The sequence below is a fragment of the Streptomyces sp. NPDC037271 genome (genome assembly GCF_055603605.1).
Genome location: NZ_JBVJVN010000028.1, coordinates 58,865 through 82,090 on the forward strand (window position 1 = coordinate 58,865; position 23,226 = coordinate 82,090).

19 protein-coding genes are annotated in these 23,226 nt (G+C 71.3%); 6 read left to right on the forward strand and 13 right to left on the reverse strand.

The genetic code is table 11. The features are described from left to right. Positions 1 to 27 precede the first annotated feature (27 nt). Positions 28 to 522, reverse strand: a complete 495-nt coding sequence (locus ACZ7G3_RS31535) for an NUDIX domain-containing protein (RefSeq protein ID WP_426597506.1) — start codon at positions 520 to 522, stop codon at positions 28 to 30. A gap of 182 nt (positions 523 to 704) precedes the next feature. Here ACZ7G3_RS31535 and ACZ7G3_RS31540 point away from each other — a divergent pair, with 182 nt between their 5' ends. Both ACZ7G3_RS31540 and ACZ7G3_RS31545 read left to right on the forward strand, forming a co-directional pair. After that, complete coding sequence (locus ACZ7G3_RS31540; protein ID WP_426597505.1) at positions 705 to 1,538, forward strand: alpha/beta fold hydrolase; 834 nt, start codon at positions 705 to 707, stop codon at positions 1,536 to 1,538. A gap of 114 nt (positions 1,539 to 1,652) precedes the next feature. Then, positions 1,653 to 2,810 (forward strand): glycerate kinase, encoded by a 1,158-nt coding sequence (locus ACZ7G3_RS31545; protein ID WP_470929720.1) that lies wholly within the window; start codon positions 1,653 to 1,655, stop codon positions 2,808 to 2,810. Positions 2,811 to 3,082: 272 nt separating this feature from the next. Here ACZ7G3_RS31545 and pssA read toward each other — a convergent pair whose 3' ends face one another. The 9 genes from pssA to ACZ7G3_RS31590 form a co-directional block, all read right to left on the reverse strand. Beyond that, positions 3,083 to 3,901, reverse strand: a complete 819-nt coding sequence (pssA, locus tag ACZ7G3_RS31550; protein ID WP_426517824.1) for a CDP-diacylglycerol--serine O-phosphatidyltransferase — start codon at positions 3,899 to 3,901, stop codon at positions 3,083 to 3,085. A 22-nt stretch (positions 3,902 to 3,923) separates the two neighbouring features. Then, positions 3,924 to 4,580 carry a phosphatidylserine decarboxylase gene (locus ACZ7G3_RS31555; RefSeq protein ID WP_426517822.1) on the reverse strand — a complete coding sequence of 219 codons (657 nt, stop codon included), beginning with the start codon at positions 4,578 to 4,580 and terminating at the stop codon, positions 3,924 to 3,926. A gap of 170 nt (positions 4,581 to 4,750) precedes the next feature. Next, entirely contained in the window at positions 4,751 to 5,956 is a 1,206-nt protein-coding gene (locus ACZ7G3_RS31560; protein WP_356371758.1) for an acyl-CoA dehydrogenase family protein, read from the reverse strand. Continuing rightward, the gene (locus ACZ7G3_RS31565; RefSeq protein ID WP_470929722.1) at positions 5,957 to 6,469 is read right to left on the reverse strand and encodes a MaoC family dehydratase; all 513 of its coding nucleotides are present in this window, start codon (positions 6,467 to 6,469) and stop codon (positions 5,957 to 5,959) included. A 5-nt stretch (positions 6,470 to 6,474) separates the two neighbouring features. After that, the gene (locus ACZ7G3_RS31570; protein ID WP_470929724.1) at positions 6,475 to 7,437 is read right to left on the reverse strand and encodes an HpcH/HpaI aldolase/citrate lyase family protein; all 963 of its coding nucleotides are present in this window, start codon (positions 7,435 to 7,437) and stop codon (positions 6,475 to 6,477) included. Continuing rightward, positions 7,434 to 9,461 carry a protein meaA gene (locus tag ACZ7G3_RS31575; RefSeq protein WP_470929726.1) on the reverse strand — a complete coding sequence of 676 codons (2,028 nt, stop codon included), beginning with the start codon at positions 9,459 to 9,461 and terminating at the stop codon, positions 7,434 to 7,436. The genes ACZ7G3_RS31570 and ACZ7G3_RS31575 overlap by 4 nt, the downstream gene beginning before the upstream one ends. 18 nt (positions 9,462 to 9,479) lie before the next feature. After that, entirely contained in the window at positions 9,480 to 10,823 is a 1,344-nt protein-coding gene (ccrA, locus tag ACZ7G3_RS31580; protein WP_470929728.1) for a crotonyl-CoA carboxylase/reductase, read from the reverse strand. Positions 10,824 to 11,148: 325 nt separating this feature from the next. After that, entirely contained in the window at positions 11,149 to 11,964 is an 816-nt protein-coding gene (locus tag ACZ7G3_RS31585) for a TetR family transcriptional regulator (protein WP_426597498.1), read from the reverse strand. A gap of 259 nt (positions 11,965 to 12,223) precedes the next feature. Further along, positions 12,224 to 14,029, reverse strand: a complete 1,806-nt coding sequence (locus tag ACZ7G3_RS31590) for a 3-hydroxyacyl-CoA dehydrogenase family protein (protein WP_470929730.1) — start codon at positions 14,027 to 14,029, stop codon at positions 12,224 to 12,226. Between the two features lie 383 nt (positions 14,030 to 14,412). Between ACZ7G3_RS31590 and ACZ7G3_RS31595 the strand changes: the two genes are divergently transcribed. Continuing rightward, positions 14,413 to 15,000, forward strand: coding sequence for an adenylosuccinate lyase (locus ACZ7G3_RS31595; protein WP_470929732.1), 588 nt, complete (start codon positions 14,413 to 14,415; stop codon positions 14,998 to 15,000). Positions 15,001 to 15,004: 4 nt separating this feature from the next. Here ACZ7G3_RS31595 and ACZ7G3_RS31600 read toward each other — a convergent pair whose 3' ends face one another. The 3 genes from ACZ7G3_RS31600 to ACZ7G3_RS31610 form a co-directional block, all read right to left on the reverse strand. Beyond that, positions 15,005 to 15,538: a GNAT family N-acetyltransferase gene (locus tag ACZ7G3_RS31600; protein ID WP_470929734.1), complete on the reverse strand. Its 534-nt coding sequence runs from the start codon at positions 15,536 to 15,538 to the stop codon at positions 15,005 to 15,007. Continuing rightward, positions 15,535 to 15,933: a RidA family protein gene (locus tag ACZ7G3_RS31605; protein WP_470929736.1), complete on the reverse strand. Its 399-nt coding sequence runs from the start codon at positions 15,931 to 15,933 to the stop codon at positions 15,535 to 15,537. Before ACZ7G3_RS31605 ends, ACZ7G3_RS31600 begins: the two co-directional genes overlap by 4 nt. Positions 15,934 to 16,339: 406 nt before the next feature. Continuing rightward, positions 16,340 to 17,380 (reverse strand): Rv2578c family radical SAM protein, encoded by a 1,041-nt coding sequence (locus ACZ7G3_RS31610; RefSeq protein ID WP_470929738.1) that lies wholly within the window; start codon positions 17,378 to 17,380, stop codon positions 16,340 to 16,342. Between the two features lie 160 nt (positions 17,381 to 17,540). Between ACZ7G3_RS31610 and ACZ7G3_RS31615 the strand changes: the two genes are divergently transcribed. The 3 genes from ACZ7G3_RS31615 to ACZ7G3_RS31625 all read left to right on the forward strand — a co-directional run bounded on the left by ACZ7G3_RS31615 (position 17,541) and on the right by ACZ7G3_RS31625 (position 23,167). After that, positions 17,541 to 17,984, forward strand: coding sequence for an SRPBCC family protein (locus ACZ7G3_RS31615; protein ID WP_470929740.1), 444 nt, complete (start codon positions 17,541 to 17,543; stop codon positions 17,982 to 17,984). Between the two features lie 160 nt (positions 17,985 to 18,144). Then, positions 18,145 to 20,544 (forward strand): MFS transporter, encoded by a 2,400-nt coding sequence (locus tag ACZ7G3_RS31620; protein WP_470929742.1) that lies wholly within the window; start codon positions 18,145 to 18,147, stop codon positions 20,542 to 20,544. 145 nt (positions 20,545 to 20,689) lie between these two features. Beyond that, on the forward strand, positions 20,690 to 23,167 hold the full coding sequence (locus ACZ7G3_RS31625; RefSeq protein WP_470929744.1) for an ATP-binding SpoIIE family protein phosphatase: 2,478 nt from the start codon (positions 20,690 to 20,692) through the stop codon (positions 23,165 to 23,167). Positions 23,168 to 23,226: the final 59 nt, after the last annotated feature.

A 23,226-nucleotide genomic window follows, 5' to 3' on the forward strand; every position in this document is an offset into this window, starting at 1 on the left:
GGGCGACGGTGCGCGACCGGCGAACGGTTATCGGTCGACCCGGACGCCGTTCTCCAGCTCGGCCGTTCCGGACCCGTCCGCCAGCACGTCCAGCGCGGCGAGGACCCGGCCGTGCAGGGTGCCGCGCAGGTGGTCGCCCAGCTCCTCGCGTCGCACCAGCCGCCAGGACAGCAGCTCCTCCTCCTGCAACCGGATCGCCTTGAGCTCGTCCTCGGTCAGGACCCCGCCGTCGTACAGATAGGCCACGATCGGGGGCCGGCCCGCCCCGTGCACCCAGTCCACCGCCAGCAGCCGGCCGAGCCGGACGTCCAGCCCGATCTCCTCGACGGTCTCCCGCCACGCGCCCTGCCGCGGGGTCTCGCCGTCGTCGGACTCGATCGTCCCGCCGGGCAACGCCCATCCCTCGCGGTAGTTGGGCTCGACGAGGAGCACCCGTCCCTCCGCGTCCCGGAAGACCGCGGCCGCACCGGCGAGGACACGGGGGAGACCGGCGATGTAGGTGGCGTAGTCAGGAGTGGTCATCCCGGAAGCGTAACGAGCCCGCGGCCGGGCGCGGGGGGAACCCGGGCCGAAACCAAGTGAGTTGTGCACAAACAAGTTGCGCGCAACCGAGTTGGTGGCTATGTTTCTCCGTGTCGGCGGAACAGCACCGCCTCGCCGGCCGAAGTACTCATCCGTCCCGTCCACCGGAAGGCAGCACCACCATGGCGTTCATCACCGTCGGCCAGGAGAACTCCACCGACATCGAGCTGTACTACGAGGACCACGGCACCGGGCAGCCGGTCGTGCTCATCCACGGCTACCCGCTGGACGGCCACTCCTGGGAGAAGCAGGCCGCGGCCCTGCTGAAGGCCGGCTACCGCGTCATCACCTACGACCGGCGGGGATTCGGCCGTTCGAGCCAGCCCGCCACGGGCTACGACTACGACACCTTCGCCGCCGACCTCAACACCGTCCTGGAGACCCTGGACCTGCACGACGCCGTCCTCGTCGGCTTCTCGATGGGCACCGGCGAGGTCGGCCGCTACCTGGGCACCTACGGCTCCGCCCGTATCGCCAAGGCCGCCTTCCTGGCCTCCCTGGAACCCTTCCTGCTCAAGACCGACGACAACCCCGAAGGCGTCGACGGAGACATCTTCAGGGACATCGAGCAGGCCGTCACCGCCGACCGCTACGCCTACTTCACCTCGTTCTACGAGGACTTCTACAACCTCGACGAGAACCTCGGCACCCGGATCAGCGAGGAGGCCGTCCGCAACAGCTGGAACGTCGCCGCCGGCGCCTCCTGGTACGCGTCCCTGGCGGCCGTGGCGACCTGGACCACCGACTTCCGCGCCGACATCCCCAAGATCGACGTGCCGACGCTGATCCTGCACGGCACCGCCGACCGCATCCTGCCCCTCGAGGCCACGGGGGAGCGGTTCCACGCCGCGCTTCCGCAGGCCGAGTACGTCGTCGTCGAGGGCGCCCCGCACGGCCTGCTGTGGACCCACGCCCAGGAGGTGACCGACGCCCTGCTGTCCTTCCTCGCCAAGTAGCGGCGGTTCCACCTTGTGGGCAGGGGCATGACGGTCCGGCCGTCCTCCGGTTAAGGTCGCAGCGGCGCGACTGCCTTGACGTGCGCAAGGCTCGGAGAGCAAGGGGAGAGCAAGGTGGCTGACGCTGCAGTCGACGGGGCCCGGCGGGTACTCGTCGCCGCGGACAAGTTCAAGGGGTCGCTGACGGCCGTCGAGGTCGCCGAGCGGGTGACGGCCGGTCTGCGCCGCGTCGTGCCGGACCTCGGTGTCGAGGCCCTGCCCGTGGCCGACGGCGGTGACGGCACCGTCGCCGCCGCGGTCGCGGCCGGGTTCGAACGCCGGGAGGTACGGGTCGCCGGGCCCCTCGGCGACGAGGTGACGGCCGCGTTCGCGGTGCGCGAGCACACCGCGGTCGTGGAGATGGCGGAGGCCAGTGGCCTGCAGCGGCTGCCGGCCGGCGTCCTCGCACCGCTGACCGCGTCCACGTACGGCTCCGGAGAACTGCTGCGTGCCGCCCTGGACGCCGGGGCGCGGACGATCGTGTTCGGGGTCGGCGGCAGCGCGACCACCGACGGCGGCGCCGGGATGCTGTCCGCGCTGGGTGCGCGGTTCCTCGGCCGGGACGGGGAGCCGGTCGCGCCGGGCGGAGGCGGCCTCGCCGACCTGGCCTCGGCCGACCTGTCGGGCCTCGACCCGCGGCTGTCCGGCGTCGGGCTGGTACTCGCGAGCGACGTCGACAATCCGCTGACCGGGCCGAAGGGCGCCCCGGCGGTCTACGGTCCGCAGAAGGGTGCTTCCCCACAGGACGTGGACGCCCTGGACGCGGCCCTCGCGCACTTCGCGAAGGTGCTGGAGGGGACGGAGACCGTGGGCGCGCGCGCCGCCGAGTACGCCGCCTCGCCGGGCGCCGGAGCGGCGGGCGGCATCGGCTTCGGCGCGATGCTGCTCGGGGCGCGGTTCAGGCCCGGTATCGAGGTGATGCTGGACGTGCTCGGCTTCGCGCCGGCACTGGCGCGGGCGGACCTGGTGATCACGGGGGAGGGCTCGCTGGACGAGCAGACGCTGCACGGGAAGGCCCCGGCGGGCGTCGCCGCGGCGGCACGGGCGGCGGGCAAGGAGGTCGTCGCGGTGTGCGGGCGGCTCGCGCTGCCGGCCGAGGCGCTGGGGCGGGCCGGGATCCGGCGGGCGTACCCGCTGACGGACGTCGAGCCGGACGTGGCGAAGTGCATCGCCGACGCCGGGCCGATCCTGGAGCGGGTCGCGGAGCGCATCGCGCGGGACTTCCTGGCCTAGCCGGGCGAGTCCCTCGCCCCGCCCGCCCCTTCCCGTACCGACTCGGGGTGCTCCGATCGCCGGACAGGCTGGAGACCTCGCCCCTGTCCCGGCCGAGTCGGGCGGTGGTGGGCGTAGGGCGGGGGGCTGGGGGCGGAGCCCCGAGTAAGGCCCAGCCCCGAGTAAGGCCCAGCCCCGAGTAAGGCCCAGCCCCGAGTAAGGCCCCGCGCCGGGCGCGGACGAACGAAAGGGCCCCGAACCCAACCCGGGTCCGGGGCCCACTCGGCGGAGCGTCACGGCAACTGCGCCGCCCGCGCCTCCCGTCGGTTGTCGCGGAAGTTGTTCACCCGCCGCGCCGTGGCGAACAGCGGAATCACCGCGCCCATCACCAGCTGCAGCGCGCACCCGGTCTGCAGCAGCAGCTGCCCGCTCGGCGCGTCGAAGGCCCAGCCGGCCAGCAGCCCCATCGACAGGACGATCCACGACAGCATCGCCACGGCGAGGCGCCCCCGCGGCTTCGGGTACTCGACCCGGCTCACCATCAGCCAGGCCGTACCGATGATCGCCAGCAGCGTCGCCACGAAGGGCAGCTCCAGCAGGACGATCGACACCACCGTCAGTGCCCCGAACGGCGACGGCATGCCCTGGAAGGTGCCGTCCTTGACGGTGACGCAGGAGAACCGCGCGAGCCGCAGCACCACCGCCAGCAGCACCACGATCGCCCCCACCGCCGCCACCCGCTGGTACGCGTCGTCCGCGACCATGCCGTAGACGAGGACGAAGTACGCCGGCGCCAGCCCGAAGCTGATCAGGTCGGAGAGGTTGTCCAGCTCGGCGCCCATCGGCGAGCTGCGCAGCTTGCGCGCCACCAGGCCGTCGAACAGGTCGAAGATCGCCGCGCACAGCATCAGGATGACCGCGGTGGCCGCGCTGTGCCGGGCCATGCCCGACTCCTCGCTGCCCATGAGGTGCGGGATGAGGATGCCGGTGGTGGTGAAGTACACCGCCATGAAGCCGCACGTGGCGTTGCCGAGGGTGAGCGTGTCCGCTATCGACAGCCGGAGCGAGAGGGGCATCTCCTCCTCGTCGTCCACCTCGTCGGCCTCGGGCACCCACCCGGCCTGGGTCTGTGGATCAATCACGGTCAATTCGAGTCACCCCAGCCACCGTCTTCTGACCCACCTCGACCGCGACCTCCACACCCTCCGGCAGGTACAGGTCGACGCGCGAGCCGAAGCGGATCAGACCGATCCGGTCGCCCTGCTCGACCTTCGTGCCCTGCGGCAGGTACGGGACGATGCGGCGGGCCACCGCGCCGGCGATCTGGACCATCTCGATGTCGCCGAGCTCGGTGTCGAAGTGCCACACCACCCGCTCGTTGTTCTCGCTCTCCTTGTTGAAGGCCGGAACGAAACCACCGGGAACGTGCTCGACCGACGTGACCTCGCCGGCCAGCGGCGCCCGGTTCACGTGGACGTTGAGCGGGCTCATGAAGATCGCGACGCGGGTACGGCCGTCCTTCCACGGCATGATGCTCTGCACCACACCGTCGGCGGGCGAGATGACCCGGCCCTGGGTGATCTCGCGCTCGGGGTCACGGAAGAACCACAGCATCCCCGCCGCGAGCGCGGTGGCGGGGACGGCGACGGCCTTGGCGGCGCCGGAACGGCGGGCACGGAGAAGGCTGACGGCTGCGGTGGCGACGGTCGGCAGAAGCCACGGCGATGCTCCACGCGCGAGGCGTACGCCGGCCAGGCTGTCGCGAGATGCAGAGGTTTGGCTGTGGGGCATGGATGACCTTCGTAGCGGATGATGCCGCGCTTCGACGGGGGACGGCGGCTTTCCGGCGATCGTAGCGGCTTCCTGCCGCAACTGGGTAAGCCAGGAAGCCGAGTCGGCGGCCGAACAGTGCCTACGGGGTGTGACCTTCTTCTCCAAGAAAACACCCCGTATCCGGACATCTAACCCTGGAATCGATACTCTTCGAGCAGTCGGCGGCCGATGATCATTTTCTGGATCTCGGCGGTGCCTTCACCGATGAGCAGCATCGGGGCCTCGCGGTAGAGGCGCTCGATCTCGTACTCCTTGGAGAAGCCGTACCCGCCGTGGATTCGGAAAGCGTCCTCCACGACCTCCTTGCAGTATTCGGAGGCGAGGTACTTGGCCATACCCGCTTCCAGGTCGTTTCGTTCGCCCGAGTCCTTTTTGCGTGCAGCATTCACCATCATCGCATGAGCCGCCTCCACCTTGGTAGCCATCTCCGCGAGCTTGAACTGAATGGCCTGGTGCTGGGCGATCTGCTTGCCGAAAGTGTGACGCTGCTGGGCGTATCGCACACCCAGCTCGAAGGCGCGCTGGGCGACGCCGCAACCACGTGCCGCCACATTGACGCGGCCGACCTCGACACCGTCCATCATTTGGTAAAAACCTCGGCCGGTGACTCCGCCGAGCACGCGATTGGCCGGAATGCGCAGGCCGTCCATGATGAGCTCGGTGGTGTCGACGCCCTTGTAGCCCATCTTGTCGATCTTGCCCGGGATGGTCAGTCCGGGCCGGACCTCGCCGAAGCCGGGCTCCTTCTCCACGAGGAAGGTCGTCATCGACTTGTGCGGGGCCGTGCCCTCGGGGTGACCCTCGTCACTCTTCACGAGAACGGCCACCAGGGACGACGTGCCGCCGTTCGTCAGCCACATCTTCTGGCCGTTCAGGACGTACTCCTCGCCGTCCTTCACCGCCTTCGAGGAGATCGCCGACACGTCCGAGCCGAGCGCGGGCTCGGACATCGAGAAGGCGCCCCGGATGTCCCCGGCGGCCATACGGGGGAGGAAGTGGTCCTTCTGCTCCTGCGTGCCGTGCTGCTTGAGCATGTACGCCACGATGAAGTGCGTGTTGATGATGCCGGACACCGACATCCAGCCCCGGGCGATCTCCTCCACGCACAGCGCGTAGGTGAGGAGCGACTCGCCCAGGCCCCCGTACTCCTCCGGGATCATCAGGCCGAACAGGCCGAGCTCCTTCAGCCCGTCGACGATGTCCTGCGGGTACTCGTCCCGGTGCTCCAGCTCGGTGGCGACCGGGATGATCTCCTTGTCCACGAAGTCGCGGACGGTGGAGAGGATCTCCCGCTGGACGTCCGTGAGGCCGTGGGTCTGGGCGAGGCGGCTCATCTACTTCCCCTGTTCCTTCAGCTCGGGCCGGCCGGGCTGCTCGCCGCCGCGCTCCTTGACGTACGTCTCGGTGGGCACCATCACCTTGCGGCGGAAGACGCAGACCAGCGTGCCGTCCTGCTTGTAGCCCTTGGTCTCGACGTGGACGATGCCGCGGTCGTTCTTCGACTTCGACGGCCACTTGTCCAGGACGGTGGTCTGGCCGTAGAGCGTGTCGCCGTGGAAGGTCGGCGCCACGTGCTTGAGCGACTCGATCTCCAGGTTGGCGATCGCCTTGCCGGAGATGTCCGGGACCGACATGCCGAGCAGGAGCGAGTAGACGTAGTTGCCGACCACCACGTTCTTGCCGAAGTCCGTCGTCTTCTCGGCGTAGTTCGTGTCCATGTGGAGCGGGTGGTGGTTCATGGTGAGGAGGCAGAAGAGGTGGTCGTCGTACTCGGTGACCGTCTTCCCGGGCCAGTGCTTGTACGTCGCCCCGACCTCGAACTCCTCGTAGGTGCGTCCGAACTGCATCGCCCTCAGCCCTCCGGGATCTCGAACTTGCTGGTGCGCCGCATGCCGGCCGCACGTCCCTTGCCGGAGATCACCAGGGCCATCTTGCGGCTGGCCTCGTCGATCATCTCGTCGCCGAGCATCGCGGAGCCCTTCTTGCCGCCCGCCTCGGAGGTGTAGTAGTCGTACGCGTCCAGGATCAGCTCGGCGTGGTCGTAGTCCTCCTGGGAGGGCGAGAAGATCTCGTTGGACGCCTCGACCTGGCCCGGGTGCAGCACCCACTTGCCGTCGAAGCCGAGGGCGGCGGCGCGCTGGGCGACCTCGCGGTAGCCCTCCACGTTGCGGATCTGGAGGTAGGGGCCGTCGATCGCCTGGAGGTCGTTGGCGCGGGCGGCCATCAGGATCTTCATCAGGATGTAGTGGTAGGCGTCCGCCGGGTAGCCGGGCGGCTGCTCGCCCACGACCAGGGACTTCATGTTGATGGACGCCATGAAGTCGGCCGGGCCGAAGATGATGGTCTCCACGCGCGGGGAGGCCTGCGCGATCTCGTTGACGTTGTTCAGGCCCCGCGCGTTCTCGATCTGCGCCTCGATGCCGATGCGGCCGACCTCGAAGCCCATCGTCTTCTCGATCTGGGTGAGGAGGAGGTCGAGGGCGACGATCTGCTGGGCGTCCTGGACCTTCGGCAGCATGATGCAGTCGAGGTTCGGGCCGGCGCCCTCGACGACGGTCACGACGTCGCGGTACGTCCACTCGGTCGTCCAGTCGTTGACGCGCACGACGCGGGTCTTGCCGGTCCAGTCGCCCTCGTTGAGGAACTTGACGATGGTGTGCCGGGCCTCCGGCTTGGCGAGCGGCGCGCAGGCGTCCTCCAGGTCCAGGAAGACCTGGTCGGCCGGGAGGCCCTGGGCCTTCTCCAGGAAGCGGGGGTTGCTTCCCGGGACCGCCAGGCAGGAGCGGCGGGGGCGAAGGCGGTCGACTGTCGTCATGCGGGGACCTCCAGGGGGTCGAGCTTGTTCGCGTTCCGGATCTCGTCGACGATCCGGCCGATGATTCCCGTGATGTCGAAGTCCTTCGGGGTGAAGACCGCGGCCACTCCCGCGGCCCGCAGTTCTTCGGCGTCACCGTTCGGGATGATGCCACCGGCGATCACCGGTATATCTGTGGCACCGGCCACACGGAGCCTTTCCAGCACGTCCGGGACGAGCTGGGCGTGCGAGCCGGAGAGGATGGACAGGCCCACCGCGTGCACGTCCTCGGCGAGGGCGGCGTCCACGATCTGCTCCGGGGTGAGCCGGATGCCCTGGTAGACCACCTCGAACCCGGCGTCGCGGGCCCGCACGGCGATCTGCTCGGCGCCGTTGGAGTGACCGTCCAGGCCGGGCTTGCCGACCAGGAAGCGCAGCTTGCCGACGCCGAGGTCCTTCGCCGTCAGGTCCACCTTCCGGCGCACCCCGGACAGGGCGGAGCCCTCCTCGGCGGCGACCGCGACCGGCGCCGAGGACACCCCGGTCGGCGCGCGGAACTCGCCGAACACCTCGCGCAGCGCCCCGGCCCACTCGCCGGTCGTGACGCCGGCGCGGGCGCACTCCAGGGTGGCCTCCATGAGGTTGTCGGTGCCCTTGGCGGCCTCCTTCAGCTTCTCCAGGGCCTTGCAGGGGCGCGGGTGGTTGAAGGGCGGCTGATAGCGGGTGTCGCGCCAGTGCTGGAGGGAGGCGATGACGCGGGCCTCCACCGCCGGGTCGACCGTCTGTATGGCGGTGTCCAGGTCGGTGGTCAGCGGGTTCGGCTCCGTGCCCTCGAAGGCGTTGACCCCGATGATCTTCTCCTCGCCGGACTCGATCCGGGCCCGGCGCTCGGCGTGCGAGGCGACCAGCTGCGACTTGAGGTAGCCGGACTCGACGGCGGCCATCGCGCCGCCCATCTCCTGGATGCGCTCGATCTCGGTGAACGCCTCCCCGACCAGCTCGTCGACCTTCGCCTCGACCACCTTCGAGCCCTCGAAGAGGTCGCCGTACTCCAGCAGGTCGCTCTCGTACGCCAGCACCTGCTGGATGCGCAGCGACCACTGCTGGTCCCAGGGCCGGGGCAGGCCCAGCGCCTCGTTCCAGGCCGGCAGCTGCACGGCACGCGCGCGGGCGTCCTTGGAGAGGGTGACGGCCAGCATCTCCAGGACGATCCGCTGGACGTTGTTCTCGGGCTGGGCTTCCGTCAGTCCCAGGGAGTTGACCTGGACGCCGTAGCGGAAGCGGCGGTGCTTGGGGTTCTCGATGCCGTAGCGCTCGCGCGTGACGCGGTCCCAGATGCGGCCGAAGGCCCGCATCTTGCACATCTCCTCGACGAAGCGGACGCCCGCGTTCACGAAGAAGGAGATGCGGCCGACCACGTCACCCATGCGCTCCTGGGGCACCTGGCCGGAGTCACGCACGGCGTCGAGCACGGCGATAGCGGTGGACATCGCGTACGCGATCTCCTGGACCGGCGTGGCGCCCGCCTCCTGCAGGTGGTAGCTGCAGATGTTGATCGGGTTCCACTTCGGGAGGTGGGAGACCGTGTACGCGATCATGTCCGTCGTCAGGCGGAGCGAGGGCCCCGGCGGGAAGACGTGCGTCCCCCGGGACAGGTACTCCTTGACGATGTCGTTCTGGGTCGTGCCCTGGAGCCGGGTGATGTCCGCGCCCTGCTCCTCGGCGACGACCTGGTAGAGCGCCAGCAGCCACATGGCCGTGGCGTTGATGGTCATCGAGGTGTTCATCTGCTCCAGGGGGATGTCCTGGAACAGCCGGCGCATGTCACCCAGGTGCGCGATCGGCACGCCGACCCGGCCGACCTCGCCGCGGGCGAGGACGTGGTCGGAGTCGTAGCCGGTCTGGGTCGGCAGGTCGAACGCGACCGACAGGCCCGTCTGCCCCTTGGCGAGGTTGCGCCGGTACAGCTCGTTGGACGCCTCGGCCGTGGAGTGACCGGCGTAGGTACGCATGAGCCACGGCCGGTCCTTCTGACGCTCAGTCATGTGTGGCCTCCGCCGTCCTCAGATGTTCCGGAAGCGGTTGATGGCCTCGAGGTGCCGGGCGCGCTTCTCCTGGTCGCGCACGCCCAGGCCCTCCTCGGGCGCCATGCACAGCACGCCGACCTTGCCCTGGTGGGCGTTGCGGTGGACGTCGTGGGCGGCCTGGCCGGTGTCCTCCAGGGAGTACACCTTGGAGAGGGTCGGGTGGATCTTGCCCTTGGCGATGAGGCGGTTGGCCTCCCAGGCCTCGCGGTAGTTGGCGAAGTGGGAGCCGATGATGCGCTTCAGGGACATCCACAGGTAGCGGTTGTCGTACTCGTGCATGTAGCCCGAGGTGGAGGCGCAGGTGGTGATGGTGCCGCCCTTGCGGGTGACGAAGACGGAGGCGCCGAAGGTCTCGCGGCCGGGGTGCTCGAAGACGATGTCGATGTCCTCGCCGCCGGTGAGTTCGCGGATGCGCTTGCCGAAGCGCTTCCACTCCTTGGGGTCCTGGGTCTGCTCGTCCTTCCAGAACCTGTAGCCCTCGGCGCTGCGGTCGATGATCGCCTCGGCGCCCATCGCCCGGCAGATGTCCGCCTTCTGCTCGCTGGAGACGACGCAGATCGGGTTGGCGCCGCCGGCCAGCGCGAACTGGGTGGCGTAGGAGCCGAGGCCACCGCTCGCGCCCCAGATGAGCACGTTGTCGCCCTGCTTCATGCCGGCGCCGTTGCGGGAGACCAGCTGGCGGTAGGCGGTGGAGTTGACCAGGCCGGGGGCCGCGGCCTCCTCCCAGCTGAGGTGGTCCGGCTTCGGCATCAGCTGGTTGGACTTCACCAGCGCGATCTCGGCGAGACCGCCGAAGTTGGTCTCGAAGCCCCAGATCCGCTGCTCGGGGTCGAGCATCGTGTCGTTGTGGCCGTCGGACGACTCCAGCTCGACGGAGAGGCAGTGCGCGACGACCTCGTCGCCGGGCTGCCAGGCGTTGACGCCCGGGCCGGTGCGCAGGACGACGCCCGCGAGGTCGGAGCCGATGATGTGGTACGGCAGGTCGTGGCGCTTGGCCAGCTCGTTGGTGCGGCCGTAGCGCTCCAGGAACCCGAACGTGGACAGCGGCTCGAAGATCGAGGTCCACACCGAGTTGTAGTTGACCGAGGAGGCCATCACGGCGACCAGGGCCTCGCCGGGGCCCAGCTCGGGCACCGGCACCTCGTCCAGGTGGATCGACTTGCGCGGGTCCTTGTCGCGGGTTTCGAGGCCCGCGAACATCTCGGTCTCGTCCTTGTGCACGGTGATCGCGCGGTACGACTCGGGCAGCGGCAGGGCGGCGATGTCGGCCGGTGTGGAGTCGGTCGACTGGATCGCGTCCAGGATGTCCTTCACGGTCACGGTGTTGCCTCCGGCGGTGAGCGCCCCGAGGGAGGGGCGCTGGGGGGTACGTCGGTGCTGATGAGGGTGGGTGAGGGTGCCTGTGACGCAGGCGCTCGGGCGCGCAGGGGATGAGGTGCGGGGACAGCCCGAACACCTTCAACGTATGACACCCCGTGTCACCCCGCAAGGCACTGAGTGCCAGAAAATGCTCTCAGATGAAATCTTTACGCGACAGATGAGCGATGATCGATCGGACAGGGGTCAAGGGGCCGCCCAAAAGGGGCGCGGGCACGCGAAAACGGCCACCCGACGGGTGGCCGTTGTCACAGCGGACGAAGCGGGTTCAGCGCTCCTTGAGCGCCTGCTCGATGGTGCGCATCACCTCGTGCAGTGGCGCGTCGGTGCGCGCGACGGTCACCAGCACTTCGCCCTGCACGGAGGCCGACGAGGCGGCCGGCCGCGCGGCGGAGGCCGTGCCGCGCCCGGCACCGATGCCCGTGCCGAACGTCTTGCGGACGATCGCGAAAGCGTGGTCGAGCTGGGTCTCCACGTCCCCCTGCCCGCCCGCCCGCAGCCAGCGTCGCAGCACGTGGTTGTGGGCGGTGACCACGGCGGACGCGGCGACCTCGGCCAGCAGCGGGTCGTCGTTGGCGTCGTCGTCGTGCGCGTGCTCGTCGAAGTGGCCGAGCAGATAGCGGGTGAACAGGCGCTCGTAGCGGGCCACCGACGCGATCTCGGCCTCGCGCAGGGTGGGTACCTCACGCGTCAGCTTGTAGCGGGCGACCGAGATCTCCGGCCGGGCCGCGTACATCTTCATGACTTCCTTGATACCCCGGCACACCGTGTCGAGCGGGTGCTCGTGCGCGGGCGCCGCGTTGAGCACCGCCTCGGCGCGGACCAGGGTGTCGTCGTGGTCCGGGAAGATCGCCTCTTCCTTGGAGCGGAAGTGACGGAAGAAGGTGCGGCGGGCGACCCCGGCCTGCGCCGCGATCTCGTCGACGGTGGTCGCCTCGTACCCCTTGGTCGCGAACAGCTCCATCGCCGCCGCCGCCAGCTCCCGGCGCATTTTGAGCCGCTGCGCGGCGGCTCGGCTGCCGGCCGCGCTCTCCGGCGCGTCGGGCGTGGCTGGTGTACGTGAGGACTTGGCGGGCTGGGACATGCCATGAACGTACTGCATGTGCCCGCAATCATGCGCGTGACCGGGGATTCCCCGGCCCGAGGAGGGCCGGGGAGATCCGCCCGGGAAGGGCCGGGGAGATCCGCCCGGGAAGGGCCGGGGAGATCCGCCCGGGAAGGGCCGGGGCGACCCGCCCGGGGAGGCCGGGGGAGACTCGCCCGGGGAGGGCGGCGGAAACCCGCCCGGGCCGAGCAGTCCGCCCCAGTCCTCCCCGGACCGGAACCGGTCGCCGGGGCCGGATTCAGCGGCGGGCATACTCGCGGAAGCCGCGGCCCGTCTTGCGGCCGAGGCAGCCCGCGGCCACCAGGTGCTCCAGCAGCGGCGCCGGGGCCAGGCCCGGGTCGCGGAACTCGCGGTGCAGGACCTTCTCGATGGCGAGCGAGACGTCCAGACCGACCACGTCCAGCAGCTCGAAGGGGCCCATCGGATAGCCACCGCCCAGCTTCATCGCCGCGTCGATGTCGTCGAGCGTCGCGTAGTGCTCCTGGACCATCTTCACGGCGTTGTTGAGGTACGGGAACAGCAGCGCGTTCACGATGAACCCGGCCCGGTCGCCGCAGTCCACGGCGTGCTTGCGGATCTTCGCGCAGACCTCGCGGACGGTGGCGTGCACGTCGTCCGCCGTCAGCACGGTGCGCACCACCTCGACCAGCTTCATGGCCGGCGCGGGGTTGAAGAAGTGCATGCCGATCACGTCCTGCGGACGCGAGGTGGCGCGGGCGCAGGCGACCACGGGCAGCGAGGACGTGGTGGTGGCCAGCACCGCGCCCGGCTTGCAGACCTTGTCCAGCGTGGCGAACAGCTGCCGCTTGACCTCCAGGTCCTCGGCGACCGCCTCCAGCGCCAGGTCGACGTCGGCGAAGTCGTCGTACGTACCGGTCGGCGTGATCCGTTCCAGCGTCCGCGCGGCGGCCTCGGCGGTCAGCCGGCCCTTGTCGACGCTGCGGGCCAGGGACTTGCCGATCCGGGCCTTGGCCGTCACCGCCTTCTCCGCGCTGCGGGCGGCGAGCACGACCTCGTAGCCGGCCTTCGCGAACACCTCGGCGATGCCGGACGCCATGGTGCCCGAGCCCGCGACGCCCACCGCGCGGACGGGACGGCCGGTCACTGGACCGCCACCCGCGCTCGGGGTCAGCGCGTCCGGCACGACGGCCGCGCTGCCCGGCGCCTCGTAGGTGTAGAAGCCGCGCCCCGCCTTGCGGCCCGTCAGACCCGCCTCGCTGAGCTGCCTCAGGATCGGCGCCGGGGCGTGCAGACGGTCGTGGGAGGCGGCGTACATGGCCTCCAGGACCCTACGCGCGGTGTCCACGCCGATCAGGTCCAGCAGGGCCAGCGGCCCCATCGGCAGGCCGCAGCCGAGCCGCATCGCGGCGTCGATGTCCTCGCGGGAGGCGTAGTTCGCCTCGTACATCGCCGCGGCCTGGTTGAGGTACCCGAACAGCAGGCCGTCGGCGACGAACCCGGGCCGGTCACCGACCGCGACGGGCTCCTTGCCGAGGTCCAGCGCGAGGTCGGTGACCGCCGTGACGGCGCCCGGCGCGGTCAGTACCGAGGAGACGACCTCCACCAGCTTCATCGCGGGGGCCGGGTTGAAGAAGTGCAGGCCCAGCACCCGCTCCGGGCGGGCCGAGTCGGCGGCCAGCCGCGTCACGGACAGCGCGTTGGTGCCGGTCGCCAGGATCGTCCCGGGACGCACGATCCCGTCCAGGTCCCGGAACACCTGCTGCTTGATCTCGTACGACTCCGGGGTCACCTCGATCACCAGGTCGGCGTCGGCGGCCGCCCGCAGGTCGGTGGAGGTGCGGATCCGGGCGAGGGCGTCGGCGCGCTCCCGCTCGGTGAGGCGTCCGCGCTCGACGGCGCGGGCGGTGGAGGACTCCAGCGCGGCGACGGCCGTCGCGGCCTGCGCCTCGCTGATGTCGATGCCGACGACGTCACGGCCGGCCCGGGCCAGGACCTCGGCGATGCCGGTGCCCATGGTGCCGAGGCCGACGACGGCGATGGTCCGGAGCGGGGACAGAGGGGTGTCGGACAGGGGAGTGGCCATCGCGGGACTCCAGGAATGAGGGTGACGACGGGAACACGCCCGGATACGCGAAGGGGCGTACCGGGTGCGTGAGGAAGGAAGTGCGGGTGGTGCCGGGCCGACTGGCGCACACGCCCGGTGCCGCGTCGGAGGGCGTGCACACGCCGTCCGGCGGCGGTTTCCGACCGGCCCTGTCCCGAGGCCGAGTCGTACTGCGGTACCGGGGACACCCGGATACCGAACCGACTGCTCTCACGGCGGCTGCGTCACCAGGCCACCGGGAGGAGTTGCGGCGAGTGGGTAACTCGCTCGTCTGAGCTTAACTCGCGGGTAACGAGCGCGCCAGCCCCCGGTGTTCGTGATGTACGTCCCACGCGCCCTGTGACGCCCCTAACCTCGGTGTCATGGACGAAGAGTTGCGAGCGCTCACGGAGCGCTTACGGGCCGAGTCGGGCGACGCGCCGGGTGCCCCGGCGGCGTACGACCGTCTCGTGGCGACCGGGGACCCGGACGAACTGGCCGCGGTGCTCACCGAGCCCGGACACCCGCTCTGGGCCCGGGAACTGGCCGCGTTCCGGCTGGGCGTGGCGGGGGACCGGCGGGCCTTCGAGTCCCTCGTGCTGCTGCTGAACCACCGCGACCCACCCCGCTGCGCCTCCGCCGCCCACGCACTCGCCCGGCTCGGCGACCCCCGCACCGCCCGCGCCGCCGCCGCCCTCGCCACCAACGAACTACGGGTCGCCTACGCCCTGCACCCGGTGCGGCTGCTGGTCGAACTGCGGGCTCCCGAGTCCGTGCCCGCCCTCATCACCACGCTGGAGCGACGGCTGCGCCCGCACGACCCGTACCGGCGCGTGGCGCTCGCCTGCGTCGAGGGCCTCGGCACCCTCGGCGACGACCGGGCAGGCCCCGTCCTGAACGACGCGCTCGCCCACCCGGCGCTGGCCGAGGCGGCGGTGCGGGCGCTGGCGCGCATTCCGGGGCAGCGGTGAGCCGTCAGCCGGTCAGGTCTCTGGTGTACCGCACCTCGGGTACCGAGACCCCCTCCACCTCGAACGGCTCCTCGGCACCGTCGGCGCGGAAACCCGCCCGTTCGTAGAAGCGCCGGGCGCGGGCGTTGCCCTCGAGCACCCACAGCAGCATGCGTGCGTGCCCGGCGGCCGCGCTCCGGCGCACCGACTCCCGGAGCAGGGCCCGTCCGACTCCGGTGCCGAAGCACGCGGTGTCGACGTAGAGGGCGTACAACTCCGCGTCGGCAGGGTGCGGTTCGCCGCTCCGGTACGGACCGTGGCAGGCCCAGCCGACGACATGGCCCGTGTCGTCCTCGGCGACCAGGTTCACCACGCCGTCCGGGGCACGGGTGAGGAAGTCGCGGCGCCGTTCGGCGTCCTCGCTCACGTCGAGCCCGTCCAGGTACGGCTGCGGCACGAGGCCCCGGTACGCCGTCCGCCAGCCACGGACGCGGATCGCGGACACGCGGTCGCAGTCGACGAGCTCCATCTCCCGCACCCGGACCCGGGGCCCGCTCACGGGGCCACGACCGCGAACGCCTCGATCTCCATCAGGAACTCCGGCCGGACCAGTGAGGCGACCTGTACCGCCGACGCGGCCGGGAGCCGGTCGTCGGGTATGTGCTCGGCGCGGGCCGCGCGGATCGCGGACATGTGTGCCATGTCCGTGACGAAGAAGGTCAGCTTCACCACGTCGTCGAAGGTCGCCCCGGCCGCCGCCAGACACCGCCGCAGGTTCTCGAAGACCTGGCGGGCCTGAGCCGCCGGATCGTCCTCGCCGACGAGCTTGCCGTCCTCGTCCAGCGCGAGTTGGCCGGAGACGGCCACGAACCGCCCGGTGCCGAGGACGACATGGGTGTACTGGGCGGCGGGCGCGACGCCCTCGGGGGCGGGAATCCTGGTCAGTTCACTCATGCGTCCATGGTGGACCGGCGGAGACCGGCAGCTCGGCGGCCACGCCGCCGACTTCGACGACTACGGCGATTCGACCGGGTTGCCGTCCAGATGTGTTCCCACCCTTTGAACACCGGGGAGCGCCGGTACGCGACCGCCGGGGGTGAGGCCGTGGTCGGGCGCGCGGGACGCGGATGGCCGTTCGCGTCGGGACCCGGCCTGCCCCCTGGTGTCGCCCTGGTGGCGGAGGTTGGGGCCAAGGTGGCCGGGCAGCGGGACAGGGAGCCACCGCCGCATCGCGGGCCTGACGACCTGCCGGCCGCTCCTGGTCCGCGACGCGGAAGAACGACCGGCCCGGTGCGGAGGGACCGCCGCGGAAAGTGGTGCGCCTGCCGTGGCGTGCGGCCACGCGCCGGGGTGTCCGCTCTCAGATGAGGGAGAGCTGGATCGGCTCGGCCGGCGTGGGCTCGGCCTCAGGTTCCGGCGGCGTGATCCGCCGCGGCGTCCCCGCGCGCGTGGGTCCGATGCCGTACTCCCGGGCCAGGTCGTGCACCTGGCGCGTGACTCGGCGCTGGTACCACTTCGGGGCGTAGGCGCCCTCCGCGTACAGCCGCTCGTACCGGCGTACCAGGTGCGGGTGGTGCTGTCCGAGCCAGGCCATGAACCACTCCCGGGCGCCCGGCCGCAGATGCAGCACCAGGGGCGTCACCGACGTGGCGCCGGCGGCGGCGATCGCCCGCACCGTCGCGCGCAGTTGGGCCGGCTCGTCGCTCAGGAACGGGATGACCGGTGCCATCAGCACCCCGCAGCCGATGCCGTGCTCGCCGAGGGTCCGTACGACCTCCAGGCGGCGTACCGGCGCGGGCGTCCCCGGTTCCACGGTGCGCCACAGCTCGGGGTCGGTGAAGCCGACCGAGACCGAGATCCCCACGTCCGTCACCCGTGCCGCCCGCGTCAGCAGGTCCAGGTCGCGCAGGATCAGCGTGCCCTTGGTCAGGATCGAGAAGGGGTTGGCCCGCTCGGTGAGGGCCGTGATGATGCCCGGCATCAGCCGGTAGCGGCCCTCGGCGCGCTGGTAGCAGTCGACGTTGGTGCCCATCGCCACGTGCTCGCCCTGCCAGCGGCGCGACGCCAGCTGGCGTCGCAGCAGCTCGGGCGCGTTCACCTTGACGACGATCTGGGAGTCGAAACCGAGTCCCGTGTCCAGGTCCAGATAGCCGTGCGTCTTGCGCGCGAAGCAGTACACGCACGCGTGCGTGCAGCCCCGGTAGGGGTTCACCGTCCATTCGAACGGCATGCGCGAGGCGCCCGGCACGCGGTTGAGGATCGAGCGGGCCCGCACCTCGTGGAAGGTGATGCCGCGGAACTCGGGCGTGTCGAACGTGCGGGTGGTGACCGCGTCCGCGCCGAAAAGCGCGGGGTCGGCGGCCCGGGCGTGGTCGGAGTCCGTGAGGTTCTCCCAGCGCATGGCGCCTCCTCGGTAGTACTGCGCCCACACAATAGAACACATGTTCCCTTGATCGTGCGGACGAGTCGCGCGGAGCCGCTTCGCGCCCCCCGATTTGGTGGCCGGGCGGTGGGGTGGTTGGCTTGCCCCGACCCCGAGAACCAGGCCCTGGAGGAACCCGATGGCGCAGGTCGAGGCGGAGACGGAGCGGATCGTCGCGGCGGACGCGGAGACGGTGTTCGACACCCTCGCCGACTACAGCGGCACCCGCGCGAAGCTGCTGCCCGAGCACTTCAGCGAGTACGAGGTCCGCGAGGGCGGCGACGGCGAGGGCACCCTCGTGCACTGGAAGCTCCAGGCCACCAGCAAGCGCGTCCGCGACTGCCTGCTGGAGGTCACCGAGCCGACGGACGGTGAACTCGTCGAGAAGGACCGCAACTCCTCCATGGTCACCACCTGGCGGGTCACCCCTGCCGGGGAGGGCAGGTCCCGGGTGGTCGTCGCCACCACCTGGCAGGGTGCCGGCGGCATCGGCGGCTTCTTCGAGAAGACCTTCGCGCCCAAGGGGCTCGCCCGGATCTACGACGCGATGCTCGCCAAGCTCGCCGCCGAGGTCGAGAAGTAGCCAAAGGGCAAGCCGCGTACGGTCGTTGAGCGGCCGTCGGCGGCCTCACCGGTTCGAGTGATCCCCGCGGGATACCGTTGCGTGCCGTAACTTTTCGCACTTGTTCGCAGTTGTCGCATCTGGCGGCAATTGTGAGCAGGTGTGACGAGGGGAGCGGCGCGTGGGCGGGATCACTCTGGTGCAGGAGGAACCGGCCGCGGCACCCCCGACGCCTCCCGAGCCCCCCGCCCCCGGGCCGGAGTGGGACGCCGGGCTGAGTCCGCGCCGGGTCCGGCTGGTCTTCGTCGGGCTGATGCTGGCCCTGCTGCTCGCCGCCCTGGAGCAGATGATCGTCGCCACGGCGCTGCCGAAGATCGTCGGCGAGCTGCACGGCCTGGACAAGATGTCCTGGGCGATCACCGCCTACCTGCTCACCTCCACCGTCGGCCTGCCGATCTACGGCAAGCTCGGTGACCTCTTCGGACGCAAGGGCGTCTTCCAGTTCGCCATCCTGGTCTTCGTCGTCGGCTCGGCACTCGCCGGCCGGGCCCAGACCATGGACCAGCTGATCGCCTTCCGCGCCGTGCAGGGCGTCGGCGCGGGCGGCCTGATGATCGGCGTGCAGGCGATCATCGCGGACATCGTGCCGCCCCGCGAACGCGGCCGGTTCATGGGCCTGATCGGCGCCGCCTTCGGACTCGCCTCGGTCGCCGGCCCCCTGCTGGGCGGCTACTTCACCGACCACCTGTCCTGGCGCTGGTGCTTCTACATCAACGTGCCCTTCGGCCTGGTCACCATGGCCGTCGTCGCCGTCGTCCTGAAGCTCCCCAAACCGCGGGCCAGGGCCCGCCTCGACATCCTCGGCGCGCTGCTGCTCGCCGCCGCCTCCACCTGCCTGGTGCTGCTCACCAGCTGGGGCGGCACGGAGTACGAGTGGGGCTCCGAGGTCATTCTCGGCCTCGCCGCCGGAGCGGCCGGGGCGACCCTCCTCTTCCTGGTCGCCGAGCACTTCGCGCCCGAACCGCTGATCCCGCTGCGGCTGTTCCGGGACTCCGTCTTCAACGTCACCGGCCTGGTCGGCCTCGTCATCGGTGTCGCCCTGTTCGGCGCCGCCAGCTATCTGCCGACCTTCCTGCAGATGGTCGACGGCGCCACCGCCACCGAGTCCGGTCTGCTGATGCTGCCGATGATGGGCGGCATCGTCGGTGCCTCGATCATCTCCGGGCAACTCATCAGCCGTACCGGGCACTACCGGTCCCACCCGATCCTCGGCAGCGCCCTGTCCGTCGTCGGCATGTGGCTCCTGTCCCGGCTCGACGCCGACACACCCCGCCTGAACTACAGCATCTGGATGGCCGTCCTCGGCGCCGGAATCGGCATGGTGATGCCGGTCCTGGTCCTCGCCGTGCAGAACTCCGTGCGTCCCGCCGACCTCGGCACCGCCACCAGTGCCAACAACTACTTCCGGCAGATCGGCGGCAGCGTCGGCGCGGCCGTCTTCGGCACCCTCTTCGCCGACCGGCTCACCGACGCCCTGACCGACCGGCTCCCCGCCGAGGCGGGCGCCGGACTGCCCGACGCCGAGGCCATCACCCCGGAGCTCGTCCACTCCCTGCCCCCGGCGCTGCGCGAGGCCTACATCGGGGCGTACGCCGACGCCATGCCGCGGATCTTCCTCTACCTGGTACCGGTACTCGTCCTCGGGCTGCTCATCGCCTGCTTCCTCAAGGAGAAACCCCTGGTGTCCCACAACGCCCCCGTCACCGAGCCGGAGACCGCGCAGCACGTCGCCCCCGTCCCGCAGGCCCGGTCGCCGTACGCCGCCGGCATCCCCGTCTGCGGCACGGTGCAGCACCCCGACGGGACCGTCGTGCCCCGCGCGGCGCTCACCCTCATCAACGTCGGCGGACAGCAGATCGGCCGGGGCGCCAGCGGCGACGACGGCCGCTACGCGCTGGCCACGCCCGGCTCGGGGTCGTACGTCCTGATCGCCGCGGCCGGCGGTCACCAGCCGCAGGCGGTCTCCGTGACCGTCGGCGAACGCCCAGTGGAACTGGACGTGGTCCTCGGCGGCGCCGGGCGCCTCGCCGGCAACGTGCTCACCGCGGACGGCAGCCCCGTGCGCGACGCGATCGTCACGCTCACCAACGTCCACGGCGAGGTCGTCGCCACCACCCGCAGCGGCCGGGAGGGCGGTTACGTCATCACCGAGCTGGTGGCCGGTGAGTACACCCTCGCCGGCAGCGCCCCCGCCTTCCGCCCGGCCGCGCTGCCCGTCAGTGTCCAGGCCGCCCGGGAGACCCGCCAGGACATCGAGCTGGCCGGCGGCGCCGTGCTGCGCGGCACCGTGCGGGCCGGCGGGGGACGGGCCGTGGAGGACGCGCGCGTGACGCTGCTCGACGCGGCCGGCAACGTGGTGGACACGCTGACCACCGGGCCGGACGGCACCTTCCGGTTCGTCGACCTGTCGTCCGGCGAGTACACCGTCATCGCCGCCGGCTACCCGCCCGTCGCGACCGTGCTCCAGATGGCCGGCGGCGGCCGCACGGAACGCGACCTCCAACTCGGGCACGAGGACTGAGACCGGACACCGGCGCGCGGGCGCGCGCCGGTGTGTTCGCGCGCCACCAATTCCCCCGTTGCCGCACCTGGTCACCGGCCACCGCCGTACGGTGGTGACGGCGACACAGATCCTGCGGAGCCGTGGGGAGAGAGGGCCTGACGCCATGGACCATGGCACCGAGCGGGACACACCTCCAGGCCGCCGGGCCGGACCCGGCGCCGTACCCGCCGACCCAGTGGCCGGCCGTGTCCCGCTGGCCGTCGTCGTGGTCGACCGCGACGGACTGGTCTCCCACTGGAGCCGGGGCGCACGACGGCTGTTCGCCCTGCCCAAGGAGGAGGCGATCGGCCGGCCCGCCCCCGACCTGCTGCCCGTCTCGGGTGCGCTCCCCGACGCGGAGGACGCCACCGCGTACGGCTCGTCCGCGGCGGCCTACGACGGCTTCGGACCCGGCCTGGCGACCTCCCTCGACGGACAGCTGTCCTACCCGGCGGCGGGCCGGGCCCGCCTGACCGTCCCGGGCAACGACCGCGTCGACGTGCTGTGGTGGGCGTACCCCCTGGTGGGGCCCGGCCCGGAACGGCTGCTCGTGCTGGCCGCCGACGCGGACGGGCTGCGGCGGGACTTCGCCGGCGGGAGCGCCGGGGAGGCGACCGTCGAGCGGATCGCACCCGGCTTCGCGCTGCACACCGACTTCCCCGGCGCCGACGAACTCGCCCGCCGCCTCCCCGAGATCCTGCCCAGCATGAGCGTCGGCGAGAGCGCCCGCATCGTCGCGCAGGTCCTCGAACTGGGCTACCCGATCCTGGAGTTCAGCCGGAACGACCGGGTGCCCGTCACCCCCGACTGGGGCGTGCCCCGGCGCGCCGGGCGCAGGGCGCGCCGCGAGCGGGCGGCCCGGGCACTCGCGGCCGGCGAGCCGGTGCCGGAGGACCTGCGGGACGAGGCCGAGGACCTGGAGTACGCGGCCGTCCGCGAACGCCTGGAGTTCCTCAACGAGGTCAGCGGACGCATCGGCACCTCGCTCGACCTCTCCCGGACCGTCGTCGAGGTCAGCCGGGCCGTCGTCCCCCGCTTCACCGACGTCGCCGGCACCTATCTGCGGGAGCAGGTCGTCGCCGGCGAGGGATTCCCCGACGGTGTGCCGGACACGACGACGGTGTGGCACCGGGTCGCCCTGGAACACACCGACGAACCCGGCCGCTGGGACGACGTCGTACCGGTCGGCGAGGCCATGCCGTTCCCGGCGCACACCCCCTTCTTCCAGTGCATGACCACCGGCGAACCCGTCCTGGTGCCCCGCATCAGCGAGGAGATGGGCCACTCCATCGCCTCCCAGTTCGAGAAGCGGGACATCCGGCCGCTCATCACGGGCCGCTCGATGCTGCTGGTGCCCCTGAAGGCGCGCGACGTCGTCCTGGGCTTCATGATCCTTCTCCGACACCCGGAGCGGCCCGTCTTCAACGACATGGACCGGGTTACCGGCGCCGAACTCGCCGCCCGCGCGGGCCTCGTACTCGACAACGCGCGCATGTACACGTACCAGGAGAACGTCGCCGAGACGCTCCAGGACAGCATGCTCCCGCACATCCCGGAGCACATGGCCGGCTGTGACATCTCCACCCGCTACCTGCCCGGCACCCTCCTCGGCCGTGTCGGCGGCGACTGGTTCGACTCGGTCAAGCTGCCCGGCGCCCGCACCGCCCTCGTCGTCGGCGACGTGATGGGCCACGGACTCAACTCGGCCGCCATGATGGGCCAGTTGCGCACCGCCGTGCAGACCATGGCCGGCCTCGACCTGCCGCCCGCCCAACTGCTGCGCCACCTCGACGACCTCGCCCAGCGGCTCGGCGACACCCACCTGGCGACCTGCCTGTACGTCGTCTACGACCCCATCGCCGGGGAACTGCACCTCGCCAACGCCGGCCACATCCCGCCCGTCCTGGTCCGCGCCCAGGACGGTGCCGGCGAGCTGCTCGACCTGCCCACCGGGGCGCCGATCGGCGTCGGCGGGGTGCCCTTCGAAACGGTACGCGTGCGGGTGGAGCCCGGCGACCGGCTGGTGATGTGCACCGACGGCCTGGTGGAGGTGCGCGGCGAGGACATCGGCGTCGGCCTCGCCACCCTCTGCGAGTCCGCCGCCCACCCGGCCGCCTCCATGGACGACGCCTGCGACACCATCATCCGCGCGCTGGGCACCCACGGGGGCCGCAGGGACGACGTGGCCCTGCTGATGGCACGGCTGGGCGGCATCGAGCCCGACGCCGTCGCCGCATGGCGCATCGACCGCCACCCGGCCGAGGCCGGCCGGGCCCGGGCGGCGGTCCGCGAGCAACTCCACGACTGGGCGCTGCCCGCGAACGTGGCCGACGCCGCCGAACTGATGGTCAGCGAGCTCGTCACCAACGCCCTGCGGCACGCCCACACCCGCCCCGTCGAGCTGCGCCTGGTCCGCGCCGACACGCTGCTGTGCGAGGTGGACGACGACGACCACGAACTGCCGGCACTGCGCGGCGCCGGTCCCGACGACGAGACCGGGCGCGGGCTGCGCGTGGTCAGCACCCTCGCCCGTGAATGGGGCGCGAGCCGTACGAAGGCGGGCAAGACCGTGTGGTTCGAGCTGACGCTGCCCCGCCGCTGAGTCGTCACACGCCGTCAGGGGGCGCGCAGGGTTTGCCTGTCCGACAAAGGTGTGCGCCG